Below are 23,770 nucleotides of genomic sequence, written 5' to 3'. Positions count from 1 at the left end.
AAATAAAAATCAGGATGGTTTAAACCCACCCTGATTTTTTGTTTATGGACTTTAGTCTGTCCGAAAACAATCACGCAGCATATTATTGTTTTCGGACTATAAACCACCTGCTATACGGATGGCGGCATTTGTATTTATTTTCTACTAATTATTTACATTATATAAATCATAATATATTCCATGTTTATTTATAAGCTCATCATGTGTTCCCTGCTCTTCTATTCCATTTTCAGAAAGAACAAGAATCTTTTCTGCATTTCTGATTGTTGTTAATCTATGTGCAATAACTAATGTTGTTCTGTTTTTTGCAAGCTTTTCTAAAGATTCCTGAACTACTTTTTCACTTTCATTATCAAGAGCTGATGTTGCTTCATCAAAAATCAAAATAGGCGGATTTTTAAGAAATACTCTTGCAATTGATAATCGTTGTTTCTGTCCACCTGACAATTTAATTCCTCTTTGCCCTATATCAGTTTCATATCCATTAGGAAGTGACATAATAAATTCATGGGCATTTGCATTTTTTGCAGCCTCTATAACTTCTTCTTTCGTTGCATTTTTCTTTCCGTAACGTATATTGTCATACACTGTTCCCGCAAACAAATACACATCCTGTTGCACAATTCCAATATTATTTCTAAGATTCTCTAATTTTATTTTTCTAATATCAGTATCATCAATTGTAATTTCACCTTTTGTAACATCGTAAAATCTCGGTATTAAATTACACAAAGTGGTTTTTCCGGCACCTGATGAACCAACTAAAGCTACATACTGTCCTTGTGGAATTTCCAAATTAATATGCTTTAATACTCTATGTGCTGTGTCATTATACTTAAATGAAACGTCATTAAATTTAATATTTCCTTTTACATCATTTAATTCAATTGCATCAGCATTATCTTTAATATCCGGTTCAATTTCCAATATTTCCAAAAATCTTTCAAAACCTGAATACCCATTTTGAAACTGTTCAGTAAAATCAATCAGAGTCTTAATTGGATCCGTAAATATATTTATATAAAGTAAAAATGTAATCATGTCTGTTACATTTACAATTCCTCTTGTTATACAAAATCCACCTACGATTATTACAATCAGATTAATCATTGTAGTAAATGCAGTTAATCCCGAATTGTAACCACCCATATATTTGTAATTATCTTTTTTAGCTTCTAAAAATTCCTGATTTCCAATTTGGAATTTTTCATTTTCAAGTTCTTCATTTGCAAATGATTTAACAACACGTATTCCTGATAAATTATCTTCAATTTTTTCATTGATTGCTGCTATTTTTACTCTGTTTTTCTTAAATGCTTTTTTCATTTTTTTATTAAAAAAGTAAGCATAACAAATCATAAACGGTACCAGAATAAATGCTGCAATTGTAAGTTGTGGACTTATTGTACAAAGAATAATAAGAGCCCCTATTATTTTTATAAAAGAAATTGTCAAATTTTCCGGTCCGTGATGAAGTAACTCTGTTATGTCAAATAAATCTGATGTTACCCTTGACATAAGCTGTCCTACCTTCTGGTCATCATAAAATGAAAAAGATAATTTCTGATAATGTGCAAATATTTCTGCTCTCATGTCATATTCAATTTTTGCTCCCATAACATGTCCATAATTTGAAATATAAAAATTAGAATATGCCTGTATTGCAATTAATATTGTTACAACTACTGCTATAACTATAAGTTGTCTAAAAACATCTTTAGCCGGTAAATATACTACTGTTGAAGTCACATATCTAACTACTAACGGAATTACAAGCGCTATAATTGATGCTAAAAATGCGAAAAACATATCTATAAAGAATACATGTTTATACGGTTTGTAATACTGAAATAATTTCTTTAAATTTTCTTTCATTTTTTACACACTATCCTTTCTTTTTTTCTGATTTGTTCCTAATACCAATACACTAATATTTTATTAGTCTATTGGCATTGGGAATAAATATTTATTATAACGCATAAAAACACTTGACCCACATTATGAGCCAAGTGCTATAATTTTATGTTTTAATTTTAATAATAAAAATTGTCTATTCCATATTCAAATAAATTTACTTCCACTTTATAGAATAAACTCCATTGCTGTTTGCATTTGCTTTTTCAATCTTAATATAGTATGTTCCTGCATTAGCCTTTCCGTAAGTTGTACTATATGTAAGTTTTAAATCTCTCTTGTATCCATAATATGATGTGCTATCAATCTTTTTACCTTTTTTATTGTAAATAGTAAATTTGAGATTATTTTCTACATTACCGTCAAGAGTTATTGTAACAGGTTTCTTTTTCTTTACTGTAAATTTATACCAATTTGCTTTCTTATCTCCTGCTGTAACAATTCCCTTTACTGTTTTTCCTTTTTTTATATTTACTGCTTTAGCTCTCTTAGCTCTGCTTTTAGCCTTAACAGCTGTCTCCTTTAAAGAAAAGCTCTGTTCTTTACCATATGATGTTCCATTAGAAGTAACCTCAAATTTATAAGTTTTACCCTTCTTTACTGCAAAAGATGCCTGACTGTCACTTGTCAAATCAGATACCCATTTTTTTTCACATACAGTCTTACCTGAATCAACAAATGTTACATAACTGCCCATAGAATAAGGAAGTGTTACTGTAACTTTTCCTGTCTTTGTAGCTGTATAATTAAAAACATACTTATCTTCGCCTGAGTTTCTATAATATGTAATTGTCTCACCATCCTTGATTACTTTTGCATCAAGTGTATAGAATCCTGTCTGTACTGTGAATGTATTTGTATAAACATCTTCACCGTTATAGCAATATGAATCAAATTTTATGTAATATGTTCCCGCATTTGAAAATGAAACATAATCTTCAACTGTTGTTGAACCAACCTTCAAATCTGTTAAATATTCCATTCTGTTAGTACATGCTGCATCAGAATATACTTCAATATTAATATCCTTTACTACACTTGTAGCTGTTGTTACAACTTTTAAGCTTCCCGCCTTAGTAACATTTACAGGTACAACAACACCCTGATAATACTTTCCATTAATAAAATTGCTATTATTATAGCTAAATGTCTGTGGAGCTGTCATTGCTTCTGTGCCATAATAAAATTCTGTCGGTGTAATTGCATCAGCCGCAAACGCTGTTGTAATCATTCCTACAGCCATAATAGTTGTAGCTGCAAGTAAAGTAATCATTTTTCCTAATTTTCTCATTATACTTTCTCCTTAAATAAATTTTTTATATTCAAAATATAAAATGTTCATCTTATATTTTAAATCGATAATTATATACATCAAAATTAAAGTAATGCTTCTAAGTGTCTTCTTATTGCTAAAATGAAATCCTGTGTATTTAATTTCTTTTTATTCTCTAATGTAGAAATAATATATAAATCTCCTGTCATTTCTCCATCTTCAATTGTATCAATACATGCCTTTTCAAGCTTATCAGCAAATTCCATTAATTCAGGGATATTATCTAACTCACCACGTTTTCTTAAAGCACCTGACCATGCAAAAATAGTTGCAATTGGATTTGTTGAAGTTTCTTCACCCTTTAAGTGCTTATAATAATGTCTCTGAACTGTACCATGAGCAGCTTCATATTCATAGTAACCATTTGGTGAAGCAAGTACTGATGTCATCATTGATAATGAACCGAATGCTGTTGCAACCATATCTGACATAACGTCGCCATCATAGTTCTTACAAGCCCAAATATATCCGCCCTCTGAACGCATAACTCTTGCTACTGCATCATCGATTAATGTATAGAAATACTCAATTCCTGCTTCTTCAAATTTTTCTTTATATTCAGCTTCATAAATATCAGCAAAAATATCCTTGAATGTATGGTCATACTTCTTAGAAATAGTATCTTTTGTTGCAAACCATAAGTCCTGCTTTGTATCTAATGCAAAATTGAAGCAGCTTCTTGCAAAACTTTCAATTGAATCGTTAAGGTTATGCATACCCTGTACAATTCCTGCACCCTTAAATTCATGAATTAATTCTCTTGTTTCTTCTCCTGCTTCATTTGTGTATACAATTTCAGCCTTTCCAGGTCCCGGAATCTTCATTTCGCTTCCCTTATATACATCACCATATGCATGTCTTGCTATTGTAATTGGCTTTGTCCAATTCTTAACGTATGGTTCAATTCCTTTAACAATAATTGGAGCTCTAAATACTGTTCCATCAAGAATTGCACGAATTGTTCCATTTGGACTCTTCCACATTTCTTTTAAATTATATTCTGTCATTCTTGCTGCATTAGGTGTGATTGTTGCACACTTAACAGCTACCCCATACTTCTTTGTAGCTTCTGCTGAATCAAATGTAACCTGGTCATTTGTTTCATTTCTGTACTCAAGGCCTAAATCATAGTACTCTGTCTTTAACTCTACGAAAGGTTCTAATAACTCATCCTTGATTAATTTCCAAAGAATTCTTGTCATTTCATCTCCATCCATTTCAACTAATGGAGTTGTCATCTTAATTTTTGCCATCTTACTTCCTCCTAGAAATATACTCGTGTTAAATTATACTTCATTGAACCATCTTTGTAAACTAAACATTTTAACACTTTACACTTTTAAAGACTTGATTTAAAAATCTATAACCGGCAAAATATTTGATGCGTATTATAGTTTAATCATCATAAATATATAAAAGCAAATATAACAATCATCATTTAACACCCAATAATTCTACAGGATTTATAACTCCTGCGCCCTGAATATTAGCCGGCAAATTAACATCCTTGCATGATTCTATCATCTTTCTTTTCACATCTATATTTTTTAATTCAGGATATTTAGATAGCAACAATGCAGCACATCCTGTAACAACAGGTGTTGCCATCGATGTTCCACTTTTTACTGTATATTTTTTCAATTTATAATTATTGTTGCAGCTTACAATATTATTACCATAAGCTATCAAATCAGGCTTTTGAATACATTCACATGTTGGACCTCTTCCAGAATAATTCGATGTGTATCTCCCATTTACATTTACTTTTTTCCCATCCTCTACTACACCAACAGTAATAATTTTTTTACTCACACCGGGCACAGTTATACTGCCTATATCAGGACCATTATTACCTGCAGCTGCAACCACAACTAATCCTAACTGCCATAGTATTTCTACATATTTAACCAAGCGCATTTCTGAGCAATTATTATGAATTGTTCCAAAGGATATATTTACTATTTTTATATTATATTTTTCATAATTATCTATTATCCACTTAATACCATCTATAACTTTATCTTCTATGCCTATTCCCTTTGCATTAAGAACCTTTAAAACAACTAGCTGAGACCTTTTTGCAATTCCATTTATATTCATTCTTCCATATAATCTATCCTTAGATTCTCCGGCTATTATCCCTGCAACGTGAGTTCCGTGTCCATTATCATCATAACATTTTTCCCTGTCTCCAATAAAATCCTTAAATAATATAATTTTTCCCTTCAAATCAGGATGTTCTGCCATTCCTGTGTCAAGTATAGCTACAACAATATCCTTCCCGATAATTCCCTTTTCTTCTATACAATCTATTTTCAATAATTTTCTAACTGTATTCATTTCAACTTTCCAATAAAAATATGATATGTAATAAGCAGGCATATAAAAGTTCTTATGTTGTCTATACTTTAATATATGTTTTTTTCTTTTAAAGTTTATTTTTTTGTAAACAATTTTAAGTTCATTACATATTATTTAGTGTAAACAATATTTTAGGGGAAACAAATATGAGTGATTTAGCAGCAACAAACTGCGGATGTGGATGCGGTTGTGAAGGAGGAAACAATACTTTATTTTTAATTCTTATCCTTTTATTCTGCTGTGGTGGAAATAACGGATGCGGTTGTGGAGGAAACGATGGCTGTGGTTGCCAGAGCATTCTTTGGATTTTAGTACTTCTTTGTGCATGCGGAAATAATAACGGTGGCTTCTTTGGAAATGGTTGCGGCTGTTAATTGATTCGAAAGATTATTATCAATATGATTTAGAATGTCTTTTGAAAAATGCACTTGCCACTAATTTTTTAGAAGATACAAATCTGTTTTTATTACTAATGGCATTAAGCATTTAAATTAAAAAGGAGGTCAGCCTTATGGATAATGCAAATATGAAGCAAACGTTATATGACAGCATGCTTACTAACAGAAATCTGCAGATTCTAAAGGCTGTTCTCCCATACATAGATTATGATACGGGCAAATCTCTTGGAATATATATAAAATTTCAGGAATTAAAAAATTCATTTTCTATTAACCCCGGTTCATACATGATTAAAGATAAAAACGGAAATTATAAAGCCATGAATTGTGACAAGCCTCTTGATTTTTCTACTTTATATCCCATTGTAAAAGATTATCTTACAACTGATGAACAGGAAATGTTTGAAACATTTATCGGTATGATGGATATGTTTTCAATGGATAACGAGGCAAAAGAATCTATGTTTGGTGAATATATGGATATGTTTAAAGAAATGTTTTAACTTAAAATTTATCTGCTTTCATAATACATTTTATAAATTTTTAGCGTATAGTAATGCAGATTAAAAATTATTATGTGCTGCATTTATTGTAGCAGAATGGAGATTTTATATGAGCAATAACGAATGGATGAATGATCCTGTTTTATCAGGTATTTCTAATGAAAAATTAAAGATTCTTACAGACATTGTTGAGAACACAGGTGAAATGGATGCAAAGCAAATGATTCCTTATTTCATAAAAGCATCTAATGAAGCGACAAAGCAAGGTGCCTCTTTTACAAATGAAGAAACTGATGCAATTCTTAATGTTTTAAAGCAAAAAATGACACCAAAAGAACAACAAAGAATTGAAATGGTTAAACGCCTTACAAAACTAATGAGTAAAAATAAGAAAAGCTGATTTTTCCTGATAATTTGATAGAATTTTAAATTGCAAGATAGCTTCTTGATTTTACTCATTTTAATAAGTATATTTATTACATATATATATTTATTAGATTATGTATAAATTGTATTAGATTGTGTAAAAAATGTATTAGATATGGACAGTTTGAATACTGTAATCTGCGTGTAAATTAAATATGGATGTTTTAAATACTATAACTTGCATGTAATTCAAATTATTTACATACACTATCTATGCTTTTGACGATATGAAAGGTACCTTAAAGATGAGCGAATATCCTATTAAAATAATTAAAAGTAAAAGAAAAACTATGTGTTTAGAAATAAAACATGACGGAACGCTTATTGTAAGAGTTCCGTTTTTCATGAGAAATGATGATGTATTAAAATTTGTTAACAGTAAACAGGATTGGATTAATTCCCATTTAAGCAAAATAAAAAACAATCAGGCTGATTTAGAAAATAATTATTTGACAAAAGATGAAATAAACAATTTAATATCTACTGCTTCCGATTATATTCCAACACGTGTTTCTTATTTTGCAAAAATAATGGGTGTTTCCTATAACCGTATTTCAATTAGAACACAGAAAACGAGATGGGGAAGTTGCAGCAACAAAGGCAATCTTAATTTTAATGCTCTACTTATGCTTACTTCTAAAGACATAATTGATTATGTTGTTATTCATGAACTAAGTCATAGAATTGAAATGAACCATTCTCCCCGTTTTTGGTCTATTGTTGAAAATGTATTACCAAATTACAGAGTTCAAAGAAAATGGCTAAAGGAAAATGGATACAAACTGATTAGCAGAATCCCAAGATAAAAATGACGCAGATAACATTACCTGCGTCATTTTATATTTCCCGAAATATAAATTCTATTTTATTTCAAGAAATTATTTTATTGTGTTTTTTGTCCCAATTATTTCATTACTATGTTAATGATTCGTCCCGGAACATAAATTTCTTTTACAACGTTTCCTGTAAGCTTGTCTGCTATTGCTTCTTTTCCTGCTAAAATAGCATCATCTTTTGAAACATCAGCCGGAAGTTCTACGACTGCTTTTGTTTTACCATTTATCTGTACAGGAACTTTAATTGTATCTTCTACCATCTTGCTCTCATCATATTCAGGCCATTTTTCAAATGCAATTGTATCATTGTGACCTAAAATCTGCCAGATTTCTTCACCTACATGAGGACATATACATGAAAACATTTTAATAAAGTTTTCTGCATATTCTTTTGGACATTTTCCTGCTTTGTATACTTCATTAACAAATGTCATCATCTGAGCAATAGCTGTATTATATCCTAACTCTTCAAAGTCATTTGTTACTTTCTTAACTGTCTGATGATAAATCTTTGTTAATGTATTATCGTTTTCATCTACGATTTTCTCTTCATCAGTAAAGAATGCCCATACTCTCTTAATGAAACGATAAGCTCCCTGTACTGCATCAGAATTCCATGGCTTTGAAACTTCAATTGGTCCCATGAACATTTCATATAATCTTAATGTGTCAGCACCATATTCCTCTACAATATCACTTGGATTTACAACAAATTCAGGGAATCTTTTACCCATCTTAATACCATTTTCGCCAAGAATCATTCCCTGATGAACTAACTTCTTAAACGGTTCTTTTACAGGTGAAAGACCCTGGTCATATAAAAATCTGTTCCAAATACGTGAATACATTAAATGACCTACAGCATGTTCAGGACCACCTACATATAAATCTACAGGCATCCAGTGTTTTAACAATTCCTGATTTGCAAATTCTTTATCATTATCAGGGTCAATATATCTCATATAATACCATGAAGATCCTGCTGAACCGGGCATTGTTGCTGTTTCACGCACACCCTTAATTCCATTTTTATCATACTGCTTCCATTCAACAGCATTTTCAAGAGGAGCTTTACCATTCTTTCCTTTATAATCATCCAATGGTGGAAGAATTAATGGAAGTTCTTCGTCAGGAAGGAAATAAATTTCTCCATCTTCTTTATATACACAAGGAACAGGTTCTCCCCAGTATCTTTGTCTTGCAAAAATCCATTCACGGAAGTGATAATTTACTGTTTCCTTTGCAACTCCCATGTCTACTAATTTCTTTGTAATTGCAACTTTTGCTTCTTCAACTGTAAGGCCTGTAAATTCTTCAGAATTAATAAGCTTGCAACCTTTTCCAAGATAATCCTGTTTTTCAAATGCATGCTCAGATACATCTGCACCTTCAATTACCTGAATCATATCGATGTTATGTGCTATCGCATATTCAAAGTCTCTCTGGTCATGACTTGGAACTGCCATAACAGCTCCTGTACCATAACTTGCAAGTACGAAATCACCAATAAATAAAGGCACTTTCTTACCATTTACAGGATTGATACAATAAATGCCTTCAAGTCTGCAACCTGATTTTGTTTTATTTAATTCTGTACGGTCAAAATCATTCTTCTTAGCTGTTTCAGCAATATATGCCTCAACTTCTTCCTTGTTCTCCACTCTGTCCATAAGACTCTTAACAATTTCACCATCCGGTGCTAATACCATAAATGTGATACCATATATTGTCTCAATACATGTTGTAAAAATAGAGAATTTTCCTCCGTCTACGATTTCAAATTCAACTTCTACACCTGTGCTCTTACCAATCCAGTTTCTCTGCATATCTTTTGTTGATTCAGGCCAGTCAATTTCTTCTAAGCCTTCCAAAAGTTTTTCTGCAAATGCAGGCTGGTCGATTACCCACTGTTTCATATTCTTTCTAACAACAGGATATCCTCCACGTTCTGATTTTCCATCAATTACTTCGTCATTTGAAAGAACTGTTCCTAATTCTTCACACCAGTTTACAGGCATATCAATATGTTTTGCATATCCTGCTTCATATAATTTTTTAAATATCCACTGTGTCCATTTATAAAACTTAGGATCAGATGTTGCAATCATCTTAGACCAATCATAATCAAATCCTAACTCTCTTAACTGTTTTGAGAATGTTGCAATATTCTTCTGTGTAAATTCTGCAGGATGATTACCTGTAGTTACCGCATACTGTTCTGCAGGAAGTCCAAATGAGTCATATCCCATTGGATGAAGTACATTGTATCCCTGCATTCTTTTCATACGTGACATAATATCTGTAGCTGTATAGCCTTCCGGATGTCCTGCATGAAGTCCTACACCTGATGGGTATGGGAACATATCAAGAGCATAATATTTTGGCTTGCTAAAATCCCAGACATCCGTTTTAAATGTCTCATTTTCCTGCCAATATTTCTGCCATTTTTTTTCAACTGTCTTATGATTATAAGCTGTAGACATAATTATTTTTCCTCCTAGATTATAGATTATAATTTATAATCATTTTATTATTTACTCAGCTAAATTTGCTGTTGTTTGCATATCACTTGTCTGAGAAGTAGTTTCCTTAGAATTCTGTGTTGTTGTTTCCTCAGACTTTTTCTTTGTCGTTGTTTCTTCTTTACTCTTCTTTGTAGTAGTTTCTTCTTTTTTATGCTTAGTCGATTCAGGTACTTTTGGTTTCTTATTTAATTTAGTTTCCTTAATAACTAATTCAACTGTTGCTTCACAGTTTCCAATATTACCTGATTCATCAGTAGCAATTACTTTAACGGAATTATCTCCAATTTCTAATTGATCTTTAGGAAAAGCCACTGCTTTAATTGTAACTCCACTTTCATCACAACTTGCTTTTGACTTAACTAAATCTTCTATTGCTTTTTTTACTTTATCTTTCTGATAATCTTTTATGCTTGCACTCTTAACTTCATATTTAAATTTATATGTTGATAATGTTACCTTAGGACAGGTCGTATCAATTACTTTAAATACAACTGTCTGAGAAAATTTTTCTCCGGCTTTATTTTTATATGTAAATTTAACTTTATTTTTTCCAAGCGTGCCTGAATCTATTTTATTGTATTTTAATTTCGATGTAACATCCTGTCCGTTAGCATTAATTGCAATTATATTTTCAAGGTATTTTACATCTGTACCTTTTTCAACATATACAACCTTATCACCAACAGCAATTGTACTGTTAGCAAGCTTTAAATAAGGATTAGCTTCATCAGTGTCAGTAGGATCCCACCCACATTTTTTATATGTTTCAGTCTTTGCAAGCGGTTCCATAGGTAATACATCCTTCTTTGAACCTTTTACAATTTTAACTTTAGTTCCTGTTCCACAGTTATCATATATCCATTTTGCATCTCTTGCAGTAAGCAAAATACATGAACCTGCTTTTTGCTTTTCTCCTAAACTGTTATATGATTTTTTATTTAAAGTCCAACTATATTTTTCACTATAATTAACTGACTGAATCCAACTGTTTTCAGAAATCTGTGAGTTATATTTATGCCATGATTTATTAATATCAAGCCAAGTGTATTTTTTCTGAACCTTACCCTTGCCTTCATTTATTCCATCTCCAACGGAACACTGAAAGACATAGGTAGGAACCTCATTATTATCCTTGTCTGTCTCGTATACAATGAGAGCATTCTTTTTTATATTGACCACAAGATTATATTTACCTGTCCCACTATTCTGCTCTTCATCCTGTGTTTCTTCTTTACTGTCAATTCCTTTTCCTTGTGTACTTGCAGTTCCTCTTAACTGTAATCTATGCTGAACATACATCAGGCCGCCAAAAATAATAGCTGCAACAATAATAACCTCTATTAATGTTGTAATTATATTTTTTAAATTTTTAGCTTTTGAATTATCTTTTCTACTCACAAAATCATTCCTTCCCATAATTTCACGCATACTGTTATATTATACAACAAATGGTTATTTTTGCAATAGAATATAGACGTCGCTCATAAGCCCTGATATATGATATTCCCTACTGATTTTCTTCTTTTTCTTTAGCTATTTTTACAATTCTGCTTGTTCCAAGTCTGTCTGCTCCTAATTCAATAAATTTTTCTGCATCTTCTAAGCTACTGATTCCACCTGCGGCTTTAATTTTAGTATTGTTGAATACATTGTCAGCAAATAATTTTACCGAATGGAAAGTTGCCCCTTCTGTGGAAAATCCTGTTGATGTCTTTATATAATCTGCTTTTGAAAGAGAAACTATTTCTGACATTTTTTCTATTTCTTTATCTGTTAAAAGACAGGTTTCAATAATAACTTTAAGTAATTTTCCATTACATGAATCTTTTACTTTGTTAATCTCATTAAATATTTCTCCCCATTTTTCCTCTTTTACCCATCCGATATTTATAACCATATCAATTTCACTAGCACCATCTTTAACGGCACTTTGTGCTTCATAGCATTTTACTTCTGTAGTATTATATCCATTTGGGAAACCAATTACCGTACATATTGCAATTTTTCCATCAACATATTCTGCAGCCTGTTTTACAAAGCTAGGAGGTATGCATACTGAAGCTGTATTGTATTTAATGCCCTCATCACATATATTTTTTATCTGATTCCATGTCGCCTCCGGTCTTAATAACGTATGATCAACTTTTGATAATATTTCTTTAATATCCATCTCATTCTCTCCTTTATAATTTATTTTTCTTTATTTAACAACTAATCGTTAGAAACGTTAAACTAAATGAGTCGTGTTCACTTTATTTTCTTTTACAATATAATATTGAGTTTTTGATGCCTACGGATTGTTCTGTGCTACGCGCTCTCACAATCCTACCACAATATTAAACTATAGGATTATTTGCTTAAGCAAATAACCCTATAGTCACTTACATTTAACATATCATTTAGTTTTTATAATTTCAAACATAATACTTTACACAAGAATCATGCAAAATTATTTATTATTAGCCTCACTTCTTTCACGCACTTCTTTTTCCTGTACATCAACCGGTACCTGCTCGTATCTGGACAATACATATTCAAATTCACCAAGTCCACCTGTTATTGCTCTAAGGCTTGTTGAATATCCATACAAATCAGACATAGGAATTTCTGCTTCTATAATTTGAATATTATTTTTATCAGGAGTCATTCCAACAACTCTTCCATGTCTCTTATTTAAATCTCCCATTACATCTCCTGTAAATTTATCAGGTATTGTAACTGTAAGTAATGCCATTGGCTGTAGTAATACAGGCATCGCTTCCATAAATCCTTTCTTAAATGCAATCATGGTTGCTGCTTTAAATGCAACTTCTGACGAATCTACAGGATGATACGAACCATCAATTAATGTTGCCTTAATTCCAACAACAGGATATCCTGCAAGCGGTCCCTTTAAAACGCTTTCCTGTATTCCTTTTTCGACCGCAGGAAAATAATTTTTAGGAACTGAACCACCAAATATCTTTTCTTCAAATACATATGGTCTTGATAAATCTCCTGATGGCTCAAATTCAATTACTACATCGCCATACTGTCCATGTCCGCCTGACTGTTTTTTATGTTTGCCCTGAGCCTGAACTTTCTTTTTAATTGTTTCTCTAAATGCAAATTTTGGTTTTAACAATTCAATTTCTACTTTATATTTTTCCTTTAATTTACTTGCTACAACATCTAACTGCTGATCTCCTATACCATAAAGTAAAAGTTGTCTGTTTTCTTCGTCACTTACTGTCTTAAGTGTCAAATCTTCTATACACAACTTAACCAATGCCTGTGCTAATTTATCTTCTTCACCTTTCTTTACTGCCTTATATCGTTTATATGTATATGGTTTAGACATTGTAGTCGGGTGATAAACTACCGGCCATTCCTTTGTTGCTAAAGTATCGCCTGTTCTGGTGCCTGTAAGCTTGCCTACCGCTCCTATATCTCCTGCGTGTAATTCGGTTATTTCAGAAATATTTTTGCCACATATAGTATAAAGTTTTCCTAATTTTTCCTCGATTCCTTTTGACGGATTATAAACTGTAGTTGATGCCTTAAGTATACCTGTTCTTACCTTTACTAATGAATATTTACCGACAAACGGATCCATTATTGTTTTAAATACATATGCCGTTACAGGTTTAGTTTCATCAAAATCAGCTATTACATCCTCACCTGTATCCTGATTTTTTCCTTTCTTAAATACCTCTGCCTTATCAGGTGATGGGAAATATTTTTCGCATGTCTGTAAAAGCATATTTACACCTTTACAGTTAATACCTGCTCCTATTTGTACAGGAACTATATCACAACTTATTACACTTTTTCTAAGTGCTTTTGATATTTCTTCATTTGAAAATTCTTCCCCACTAAAATATTTATCCATAAGTTCTTCGTCTGACTCCGCCACAGCCTCCATAAGCTGTTCTCTACATGGAATCAAATCACTTTCAAGATTATCCGGTATATCTCTTTCCACATATTCGCCATTATCACCTACAAATTTTCGTCCACCCATTTTAACAACATTTACATATCCTGTTAAAATGCCATCTTCAATTATTGGCAAATGAAACGGAGCAATCTGTTTACCAAATGTTTCCTTTAATTGCTTTACGGTTTCCATATATTTAGCATTAGGATCATCCATTCCTGTAATAAAAAATATTCTTGGGATTTTTCTTCGTTCACATATTTCCCATGCCTTTATCGTTCCTACTTCTAATCCTACTTTGCCATTTACTACTATTACAGCTGCATCTGCCACACTCATGGCATCCTCTGTCTGTCCGACAAAATCAAAATAACCCGGAGCATCCAATATATTAATCTTTAATCCATTCCATTCTATTGGAATAACTGCCGCATTAATAGAAAACTTACGCTTAATTTCTTCTGAGTCATAATCGCTTATAGTGTTTCCATTATCGACACTGCCCATTCTGGTTATCACTCCTGTTGCATACGCCATTGCTTCTGCTAATGTAGTTTTACCTGCGCCTCCGTGTCCTAAAAAAACTACATTTCTAACCTGAGATGTTTTATACACATTCATAGCTGTACCCTCCTAATATTATTATGTATTGCCCCTTCCAGTGGTTGGTGGCTTATTTCTTGAAACATTTATAAAAAATAATTTCGTTCACCATTTTTAATATTTAATTAATCCGTTCACTATCATACAATCTATTTTACAAAATTATTATATGATTTACAACATTCCTCTATGTTAAAAAACGTTACAATAAAAATTTGTTTTTTCCTATAAAATGGGTTATAATGCCTTGAATAATTCTTATAATTTTTTATTTAATACATAAAGTTTAAATTTTATATTGAATATCTTGCTTTAAAGTGCTAAACTTTAAAGCGTTAAAGTTGGAAGATTAATTTACGGGAAGAAAGGACTTAAAAAATGAGAAAACTAACATTTGGATTTATTGGAATCGGATTAATTGGTGGTTCTATTGCAAAAGCTATTCGACGTGTTTTACCGGAATCAACAATTATTGTATATAACAGACGTGAATCATCCAGAACATTAGCTTTAAATGATGGTACTGCAAATATTGCAACTGATAAGGTTGATTCAACATTTTCACAATGTGATTATATTTTCTTATGCACTCCTGTTGAAAAAAATGTTGAATACCTAAGTATTTTAAAAAAAATTATAAATGATAACTGTATTATAACAGATGTTGGTAGTGTAAAAACAAATATTCATCAGGCTGTAAATGCCCTTGGTCTTGAAGAACATTTTATCGGCGGACATCCTATGGCCGGTTCTGAGAAAACAGGATATGAAAATGCTAATGACCGACTTGTTGAAAATGCATACTACCCTCTTACTCCTACAAATAAAGTCGAGCAAAAATATGTAGATGAATTAACTAAAATTGTTAAAATGATTGGAGCAATTCCAATTCGTATATCTTATGAAGAACATGATAAAGTTGTTGCAGCAATTAGTCATCTTCCTCATTTGATTGCAGCCAGTCTTGTTAACTTAGTAAAACATAACGACTCAAAGGAAGAGTATATGAAAACTTTAGCTGCCGGAGGATTTAAAGACATAACAAGAATCGCCAGTTCTTCACCTGAAATGTGGGAACAGATTTGTATGACTAACACCAAAAACATCAGCATTATGCTTGACAAATATATTCATGATTTAAAAGATATTAAATCAAGCCTTGATAACAAACGTGGCTCAGACATCAATGCTCTTATTACTGAAAGCCGTGATTACAGAGATAACATTGAAGAACATAACAATTCTATCATACCTAGAAGTTACAGAATTTACTGTAATATTATCGATGAATCAGGTGCAATTGCTACTATTGCAACTATCCTTGCAACAAGTGGCGTCAGCATTAAAAATATCGGAATTGTTCATAATAGGGAATTTGAAGATGGTGTTCTTAAAATTTCTTTCTATGACCAGGATTCAGCTGATAGAGCTGTAGAAATGCTTGAAAGACATAAATATGACATAGTAAAGAGACAATAAATATAACAAAAAAGTGTAACAATTAACAAAAATAACTGTTACACTTTTTTATTTAATACAACGAATCAATTATATCAAAGTAATTTTCAAATGTTTTTTTACAGCACATCGGATTTTTTATAGTTATGCCTCCGCAAACTAACCCAATAAGTGTAAATGCCATAGCAACTCTGTGGTCATTAAAAGTTTCTATCTCTCCACTGTTGACTTTTCCCGGTTCAATGCAAATATTAACTTTACCATCCGCTAATTCTTCTCTTGCTTTTATTCCTAAACAATTAAGATTAGTTATTATGGCATTTACTCTATCACACTCCTGCATTTTTATATGTCCTACATTTTTTATTAATGTTTTACTTTTTGCAAATGCAGCTACACACGCCATTGTCAATGCCTGATCAGAAAAATCATTCATATCAATTTCTATTCCTTTGTATTCAGATACATTTGAACCATCAATTATAATCCCTTCATCAGTATCTTTTACAAGGCATCCCATTTTTTTCAAAGCATATAAAAATTTAATATCTCCCTGCATTGAATTTAAATGCAGATTTTTTACCAAAACTTTTTTCTTAATCATTAATGACATTGCATAGAAATAACATGCTCCTGACATATCAGGTTCTATCTGATATTTTTCTAATCTGAACCTTTGTTTTTCTATATTATATTTATTTTCTTCAAATTGAACATATTTAATTCCAAATTGCTTAAGCATATTTAAGGTAATTTTTATATATGCACCGTTAACACGTTTTCCTGTTAGTTTTATTTTCAAACCTGTCATAACAGCAGCCATTAATAATGCACTTGCATACTGACTACTTGTATCTGTGTTAATCGAAACTTCTTTCTTGTCTAAACCATTTGAAGAAATAATAAATGGAAAATGACCTTCTTCTTCTAAACAACTAATCTTAACTCCTGCATTTCTTAGCAAATCAATAATTTCACCCATCGGTCTTTTTTTCATTTGTTCTGAAGAATTAAGAGTATATTCTCCTCCTGTAACTGCAAGCATAACCGTTAGGAATCTGGCTGCAGTTCCGGCGCTTCTTACATCTATTGTTGCTTTTCTATTTGGTATTTTCCCTGATGTTCCAACAACCTTTACTCTTTTTTCATTTTCGTCTATAAATAATTGAAATCCCAATTTTTCAAGGCAATCTAAAAATGCTCTGGAATCATCACTAAAAAGTACCCCATCTAAGTTACACTCTCCATCAGACAATGCAGCTAACATTAATGCTCTGTTAGTTATGCTTTTTGAACCCGGCACATTTACAATAATATCTTTATTATTTTCTAATTTCTGTACTATATAAACATCTGTCATTACTAATCCTCATATAAGTTTATGTGTCTATTCTTCTGTTTCATTATCTGTTATAAACATAGCATCTCCAAATGAGAAAAATCTATATTTTTCTTTTACTGCTTCTTCATAAGCTGCCATAATATTTTCCCTTCCTGCAAGTGCTGATACAAGCATTAAAAGTGTTGATTCAGGAAGATGAAAATTAGTTATAAGGCAGTCAATTGCCTTAAATTTATAGCCCGGATAAATAAATATCTCTGTCCAGCCATTTCCTGCCTTAACAATGCCATCTTCACCTGTAACAGATTCTAGTGTTCTACAGCTTGTTGTTCCTACAGCAATAACTCGTCCACCATTTTTACGGCATTCATTAATCTTTTTAGCCTCTTCTTCCTCTACATCATAAAATTCGGAATGCATATGATGTTCTAATACATTTTCTACTTTTACAGGTCTAAATGTACCTAGTCCGACATGAAGAGTTACATTTGCAATTTCAACACCCTTTTCTTTGATTTCATTTAACAATTCTTTTGTAAAATGAAGACCTGCTGTAGGCGCTGCGGCACTACCTTCATACTTTGCATATACTGTCTGATATCTGTTTTTATCTTTTAACTGATGTGTAATATATGGTGGAAGCGGCATCTGTCCTAACTTATCAAGTATTTCTTCAAATATGCCTTCATATTTAAATTGTATTAATCTGTTACCTTCTTCAACAACATCAATAACCTTTCCAACTAAAAGTCCTTCACCAAATGAAATTTCAGTTCCAACTTTGCATTTTTTACCCGGTTTAACTAATGTTTCCCAAACATCATTTTCTTTTCTTTTTAATAATAATACTTCAATCTTCGCATCTGTTCCGACTTTACTTCCAAAAAGTCTGGCAGGAATAACTTTTGTATTATTAATTACAAGACAATCTCCTTTATGCAAATATTTAACAATATCTTTAAATATATGATGTTGTATTTTTCCTGTGTTTTTGTTTAATACCATAAGTCTTGAACTACTTCTGTCCTCAAGTGGGTCCTGAGCTATCAGTTCCTGTGGTAAATCATAATAAAAATCATGTAAATTCATTGTTTTTTCCATTATTTTATAATTTCCTTACTATCTAAAACAATTGTGAATGGTCCATCATTTTCCAGACTAACTTTCATATCTGCGCCAAATATTCCTTTTTCAACAACGCTTATTTCTTTTTTGCATTGTTCTATAATGTATTCATACATTTCATTTGCCATATCTGGTTTTCCCGCATTGATAAAAGAAGGTCTGTTTCCTTTTTTACAATCTGCATACAAAGTAAATTGTGAAATAAGTAAAAGTTCACCTGATACATCTTTTAAACTAATATTTGTTTTTCCATTTTCATCTTCAAAAATTCTTAAGCCAATCATTTTCTTAATCATTTTATCTGCTATTTCCTTTGTATCATTTTCAGATATACCTATAAGTACCATATAGCCTTTATCTATTTTACCTACTACATTTCCATCAACCTTAACTGATGCATGATTTACTCTTTGTATTACAAATTTCATTTTATTCTCCTGTGCAATATGTAATGCCCCTGCCCTTCTGTCAGCGGCTATTCGTCGGAAACATTTATAAAAAATGAACTTCGTTCATTTTGTTTCCTACTATAGCAACAAAGGAAAGGTTGAAATTTTATTCCAACCTTCCCTGTTTAATTTAATCCTACAGATATATGAAAAACTTTGTTCACATACATCCGCACAGACAATGTTCCTTTCTTTATTGGAACTTTGCAAATAATGCATGAATTAAAATTATTTAATTCCAAACATCGTTCTGCATATACGCTTGCCTGATTCTGTCTTAAATACAGCTTCATAAGCAGCCTTTACATTCTGAGACGGCAATCCGTCTTCATACATATTAACTAAAAAATCTGCTTCAACTAAAATCTGGTAATCGCTGTCACATATATCATTATATGTGTGATGATGAGCAACTAAATAACTTACTCTTTCAATGACATCTTTAGGATAACCTAATTCATTTAACATTTTTTCAGCAATTTCAGGTCCAAGTTTTTCCTGTAATTTTCCACTACAGTTTCCTTTTCCATGTACTTCTTCTGCTTTTTTTATTCCAATATCATGAACTAAAGCTGTTGTTTCTAAAGCGAACTGCTCTTTTTCAGGAATATTTTCCATTGTTCCAATGAGTCTACAATATTCAAATACTTTTGTAAAATGCTGTATTCTCTTTGGATTGCCTTCATAATACTCAATCATTTTATTAAAAAGTTCTATATGATCCATTTTTGTCCTTTAACCTCTTAATTCAATACCAAGTTCCTGTAATCCTTTAAGAATCTTGTCCATTGCCTTTGTGATATCAGCTTCTTCAAGTGTTCTGTCACTTGCTCTAAATACAATCTTATATGCAACTGACTTAAATCCTTCTTCAATCTGATTTCCTTCATAAATATCAAACAACTGATAGTTTTCAAGATTCTTTCCGGCACATTTCTCTATTACTTCTTCAATCTGACCTACAAGTATTTCTTTTGGAACTACCATACTAATATCTCTTGTTACAGCAGGATATTTAGCAATTCCTTTATATTTTGTATCAAATGATGCCATTTCAACGATATATGGCATATCAATTACTGCAACATATACTCTGTCTTTAATATTATAGTTATCTAATACTTCAGGATGAACTTCTCCTAAATAACCAACAACTGTATCATTATAAATAACATTTGCCTGACGTCCCGGATGTAAAAATGTCTTTCCTGCTTTAGCATCATATGTTACTTTTTTATCCATTCCAACCTGTGAAAAGAATTCTTCTACAACACCTTTCATTGTAAAGAAATCACCTTCTCCATAAAATCCAAGTGTAAACTGCATTCTTTCATCTGGAAGTTCTGTTACAGGCATTGATTTTGGAAGATAAATATTTCCAAGTTCAAATAACTTAACATTCTTATTTCTTCTATTGAAGTTTGTTGCAAGTGATGTAAGCATTCCATTTAACGATGTAGTTCTCATTACACTAAAATCTTCACCTAATGGATTCATTATAGAAACTGTATTTCTAAGTTCTGAATCTTCAGGTAATAAAAGTTTATCAAATACTTTCTTGCTTTCAAATGAATATGTCATTGCCTGAGAGAATCCACAGAACCGTGCAACTGAACTTGCAATTTTTTCAATCTGTACTTTAAGTGGAATCTTACCTGATGTTGATTCTCCTGACGGAAGTGTCATTGGAATCTTGTCATATCCATAAAATCTTGCGATTTCTTCTGCAATATCACATGTTCTGTATAAATCCTGTCTAAATGTAGGAACTGTAATTAACTGTGTATTATCATCATATTTTAATTCTAATGCAGGGAAGTAACTTAACATTTCCTCTTTTGATAAGTCTGTTCCTAATAACTTGTTAATTTTTTCAGGCTCAAATTTAACTGTATTTTCTTCTTTCTTTTCAGGATAGATATCTACTATTCCGGCAACAACTTCACCTGCTCCAAGTTTTTCTATTAACTGACATGCTCTGTTGATTGCTGCTTCAGCATTATTAGGGTCTAATCCTTTTTCAAATTTTCCTGATGCATCTGTTCTTAAGCCTAAACGTTTTGATGATAAACGGATGTTAGTTCCATCAAAGCATGCTGCCTCAAATACCATATCTTTAACATCATCTGTGATTTTTGAATTTTCTCCACCCATGATTCCTGCTAATCCAATTGCTTTTTCTCCATCACATATCATAAGCATTTCACTATCAAGATTTCTTTCCTGTCCATCAAGTGTTGTAAATGTTTCACCATCATTTGCACGTCTTACAACAATCTGTTTACCTGCAATTGTATCTAAATCGTAAGCATGCATTGGCTGACCAAATTCTTCCATAACATAATTTGTAATGTCTACAAGATTGTTAATTGGTCTGATTCCACAAGCTGCTAAACGTCTCTGCATCCATTTAGGTGATGGTCCAATTTTTACGTTTTTAACTACTTTTGCACAATATCTTGAGCATAAATCAGAATCTTTAACTTCTACTTTAATATATTCGTTAACATCTCCATCTGTTCCAACTGCATGAGTTTCAGGTGCATGGAATGGTTTTCTAAATGTTGCTGCAGCTTCTCTTGCAATACCAATTACACTGTAGCAGTCAACTCTGTTAGATGTAATTTCATATTCAAATACACTGTCATGTAATCCTAATGCTTCTACTGCATCACTTCCTACCTCTGTTCCTTCAGGGAAAATATAAATTCCATTTTCAGGTGCTTCCGGGTACATTTCATTTGTTGAGCCCAATTCTTCTATTGAACACATCATACCAAAACTTTCAACTCCACGAAGTTTTCCTTTTTTGATTTTAATACCACCCGGAGTCTTTGAGCCGTCATGTCCTCCGGCAACTCTTCCTCCATCAAGAACAACTGGTACGATGGCACCTTCAAATACATTCTGTGCTCCGGTAACAATCTGTACTGTTTCTTTTCCAACATTAACCTGACAGACAACAAGTTTATCTGCATCAGGATGCTTTTCAATTTTTTCTATTTTACCTACAACAATTTTATCAAGGTCAGCATCTAATCTTTCAAATCCTTCTACCTTTGTACCTGACAAAGTCATTGCATCCATATATTCCTGATCTGTACAATCCAAATCATCAACATATGCTTTAATCCAAGATAATGGTGTATTCATGATTAATTCTTCCTTTCTCTATAAACAAAATTAGAACTGTGATAAGAAACGATCATCATTTTCATATAACAATCTCATATCATCGATTTCATATTTTAATAATGCGATTCTTTCCAAACCAACGCCGAAAGCAAATCCAGTATATTCTTCAGGATCAATTCCACTCATTTCTAATACATGAGGATGAACCATACCACATCCTAAAATTTCAATCCATCCTTCACCTTTACAGAATCTGCATCCTTTTCCTCCACATTTAAAGCATGTAACGTCCATTTCAGCACTTGGCTCTGTGAATGGGAAATGATGAGGTCTGAATTTAACCTTTGTATCTGCTCCAAATAATTCTTTTGCAAATTCCTGTAATGTTCCTTTTAAGTCAGCAAATGTAACATTCTTATCTATTACAAGTCCTTCTACCTGATGGAAAGATGGTGAATGTGTTGCATCTACTTCATCTGAACGGAAAACTCTTCCCGGTGAAATAATTCTGATAGGAGGTTTCTCATTTTCCATTACATGCACCTGAACTGATGATGTCTGAGTTCTTAAAACCATATTTCTGTTTATGTAGAAAGTATCCTGTTCATCTTTAGCCGGATGGTTTGCCGGAATATTTAAAGCTTCAAAGTTATAGTAATCATATTCAACTTCCGGACCTTCAACAACTTCATATCCAAGTCCTACGAAAATCTTTTCTAATTCTTCTAATGCAACTGTATTTGGATGTAAATGACCAATCTTATTTTTCTTTGCAGGAAGTGTAACATCAATTACCTCTGCTTTTAATTTAGCTTCCCTTGCTTTAGCAGCTAAATTATTTTTAACTTCTTCCATTTTTTCTTCGATGGCTGCTCTTGTTTCATTTACCATCTGTCCAACCTTAGGTCTGTCTTCAGGAGCAACATCCTTCATTCCTTTAAGTACTTCTGTTAACTGACCTTTTTTACCTAAATAAGCAACTCTAATTTCATTTAACTTATCTAAGTTTTCTGATTCTAAGATTTTAGAAACAGCTTCTTCTCTGATTGCTTTTAACTTTTCCTTCATTATTTATTTTTCCTTTCACTTATTTTCGGATACTGTTTAAAATATTTTTTTGCATAAAAAAAGTACCCTTGATTAAGGGACGGAAATATCCGCGGTACCACCCTAGTTCCTGATTAAAATAATCAAGCTCTCTATATGCTTAACGCGCATAAACGTCATTCATTACTAAGAAAATTCCGTTTACAAATGCAGCTCCAGTGGGAAATTCAAATTGCAGCGTAACCTAAAAAATCTCTCAGCCGATGAATCTTTCTCTCTTAAAGAATACTGCAACTTTACTTACACTATCATTGCCTTTAACTTTAGTAATTCTAACACACATAAAATTTAGTGTCAACACGCTAATTAGGCATTATTTAACTCATTTTGCAGCAA

At 31.9% G+C, this 23,770-nt stretch carries 19 protein-coding genes and 1 other annotated feature; of the genes, 5 read left to right on the top strand and 14 right to left on the bottom strand.

Features of this window, described 5'->3' with window-relative positions:
- Positions 1-144: 144 nt before the first annotated feature.
- The 4 genes from ABMA45_RS06595 to ABMA45_RS06580 form a co-directional block, all read right to left on the bottom strand.
- On the bottom strand, positions 145-1,875 hold the full coding sequence (locus ABMA45_RS06595) for an ABC transporter ATP-binding protein (protein WP_022089097.1): 1,731 nt from the start codon (positions 1,873-1,875) through the stop codon (positions 145-147).
- 196 nt (positions 1,876-2,071) lie between these two features.
- Complete coding sequence (locus tag ABMA45_RS06590) at positions 2,072-3,205, bottom strand: PPC domain-containing protein (protein WP_022089096.1); 1,134 nt, start codon at positions 3,203-3,205, stop codon at positions 2,072-2,074.
- A gap of 86 nt (positions 3,206-3,291) precedes the next feature.
- A complete protein-coding gene (locus tag ABMA45_RS06585; protein WP_022089095.1) occupies positions 3,292-4,500 on the bottom strand; it encodes an NADP-dependent isocitrate dehydrogenase in 1,209 nt (402 codons plus the stop codon).
- A 181-nt stretch (positions 4,501-4,681) separates the two neighbouring features.
- Positions 4,682-5,587 (bottom strand): S8 family peptidase, encoded by a 906-nt coding sequence (locus tag ABMA45_RS06580; protein ID WP_347996298.1) that lies wholly within the window; start codon positions 5,585-5,587, stop codon positions 4,682-4,684.
- Between the two features lie 167 nt (positions 5,588-5,754).
- Here ABMA45_RS06580 and ABMA45_RS06575 point away from each other — a divergent pair, with 167 nt between their 5' ends.
- From ABMA45_RS06575 to ABMA45_RS06560, 4 genes are all read left to right on the top strand, one after another.
- On the top strand, positions 5,755-5,982 hold the full coding sequence (locus ABMA45_RS06575) for a hypothetical protein (RefSeq protein WP_022089093.1): 228 nt from the start codon (positions 5,755-5,757) through the stop codon (positions 5,980-5,982).
- A gap of 137 nt (positions 5,983-6,119) precedes the next feature.
- Positions 6,120-6,509: a hypothetical protein gene (locus ABMA45_RS06570; RefSeq protein ID WP_022089092.1), complete on the top strand. Its 390-nt coding sequence runs from the start codon at positions 6,120-6,122 to the stop codon at positions 6,507-6,509.
- Positions 6,510-6,618: 109 nt separating this feature from the next.
- Positions 6,619-6,909 (top strand): hypothetical protein, encoded by a 291-nt coding sequence (locus ABMA45_RS06565; RefSeq protein ID WP_022089091.1) that lies wholly within the window; start codon positions 6,619-6,621, stop codon positions 6,907-6,909.
- A gap of 271 nt (positions 6,910-7,180) precedes the next feature.
- Positions 7,181-7,741 (top strand): M48 family metallopeptidase, encoded by a 561-nt coding sequence (locus tag ABMA45_RS06560; RefSeq protein ID WP_022089090.1) that lies wholly within the window; start codon positions 7,181-7,183, stop codon positions 7,739-7,741.
- Between the two features lie 98 nt (positions 7,742-7,839).
- Here ABMA45_RS06560 and leuS read toward each other — a convergent pair whose 3' ends face one another.
- The 4 genes from leuS to ABMA45_RS06540 all read right to left on the bottom strand — a co-directional run bounded on the left by leuS (position 7,840) and on the right by ABMA45_RS06540 (position 14,836).
- Positions 7,840-10,254 (bottom strand): leucine--tRNA ligase, encoded by a 2,415-nt coding sequence (gene leuS / locus ABMA45_RS06555; protein ID WP_022089089.1) that lies wholly within the window; start codon positions 10,252-10,254, stop codon positions 7,840-7,842.
- A 51-nt stretch (positions 10,255-10,305) separates the two neighbouring features.
- Positions 10,306-11,694: a L,D-transpeptidase gene (locus tag ABMA45_RS06550; protein ID WP_022089088.1), complete on the bottom strand. Its 1,389-nt coding sequence runs from the start codon at positions 11,692-11,694 to the stop codon at positions 10,306-10,308.
- 109 nt (positions 11,695-11,803) lie between these two features.
- A complete protein-coding gene (gene deoC / locus ABMA45_RS06545; protein ID WP_022089087.1) occupies positions 11,804-12,466 on the bottom strand; it encodes a deoxyribose-phosphate aldolase in 663 nt (220 codons plus the stop codon).
- Positions 12,467-12,745: 279 nt separating this feature from the next.
- Entirely contained in the window at positions 12,746-14,836 is a 2,091-nt protein-coding gene (locus ABMA45_RS06540; RefSeq protein WP_022089086.1) for an elongation factor G, read from the bottom strand.
- 360 nt (positions 14,837-15,196) lie between these two features.
- Here ABMA45_RS06540 and ABMA45_RS06535 point away from each other — a divergent pair, with 360 nt between their 5' ends.
- Positions 15,197-16,297 (top strand): prephenate dehydrogenase, encoded by a 1,101-nt coding sequence (locus tag ABMA45_RS06535; RefSeq protein WP_022089085.1) that lies wholly within the window; start codon positions 15,197-15,199, stop codon positions 16,295-16,297.
- 52 nt (positions 16,298-16,349) lie between these two features.
- Here the strand turns inward: ABMA45_RS06535 and aroA are convergent, their stop codons facing one another.
- The 6 genes from aroA to pheS form a co-directional block, all read right to left on the bottom strand.
- A complete protein-coding gene (aroA, locus tag ABMA45_RS06530) occupies positions 16,350-17,636 on the bottom strand; it encodes a 3-phosphoshikimate 1-carboxyvinyltransferase (RefSeq protein ID WP_022089084.1) in 1,287 nt (428 codons plus the stop codon).
- 27 nt (positions 17,637-17,663) lie between these two features.
- Positions 17,664-18,707, bottom strand: coding sequence for a tRNA preQ1(34) S-adenosylmethionine ribosyltransferase-isomerase QueA (gene queA / locus ABMA45_RS06525; RefSeq protein WP_117910201.1), 1,044 nt, complete (start codon positions 18,705-18,707; stop codon positions 17,664-17,666).
- 11 nt (positions 18,708-18,718) lie between these two features.
- Positions 18,719-19,171: a D-aminoacyl-tRNA deacylase gene (dtd, locus tag ABMA45_RS06520; RefSeq protein ID WP_022089082.1), complete on the bottom strand. Its 453-nt coding sequence runs from the start codon at positions 19,169-19,171 to the stop codon at positions 18,719-18,721.
- 249 nt (positions 19,172-19,420) lie between these two features.
- Positions 19,421-19,918 carry an HD domain-containing protein gene (locus ABMA45_RS06515; RefSeq protein WP_022089081.1) on the bottom strand — a complete coding sequence of 166 codons (498 nt, stop codon included), beginning with the start codon at positions 19,916-19,918 and terminating at the stop codon, positions 19,421-19,423.
- Positions 19,919-19,927: 9 nt separating this feature from the next.
- Complete coding sequence (pheT, locus tag ABMA45_RS06510) at positions 19,928-22,345, bottom strand: phenylalanine--tRNA ligase subunit beta (protein WP_022089080.1); 2,418 nt, start codon at positions 22,343-22,345, stop codon at positions 19,928-19,930.
- Between the two features lie 30 nt (positions 22,346-22,375).
- Positions 22,376-23,395: a phenylalanine--tRNA ligase subunit alpha gene (gene pheS, locus ABMA45_RS06505; RefSeq protein ID WP_022089079.1), complete on the bottom strand. Its 1,020-nt coding sequence runs from the start codon at positions 23,393-23,395 to the stop codon at positions 22,376-22,378.
- Between the two features lie 72 nt (positions 23,396-23,467).
- Positions 23,468-23,695: a binding site (T-box leader), on the bottom strand.
- Positions 23,696-23,770: the final 75 nt, after the last annotated feature.

This window comes from Eubacterium sp. CAG:156 (assembly GCF_000434315.1).
Classification (GTDB): Bacteria; Bacillota; Clostridia; order Lachnospirales; family Lachnospiraceae; genus Eubacterium_U; species Eubacterium_U album.
Note: the sequence above shows the minus strand (reverse complement) of the source record. Positions and strands in the feature narration are given on the sequence as shown.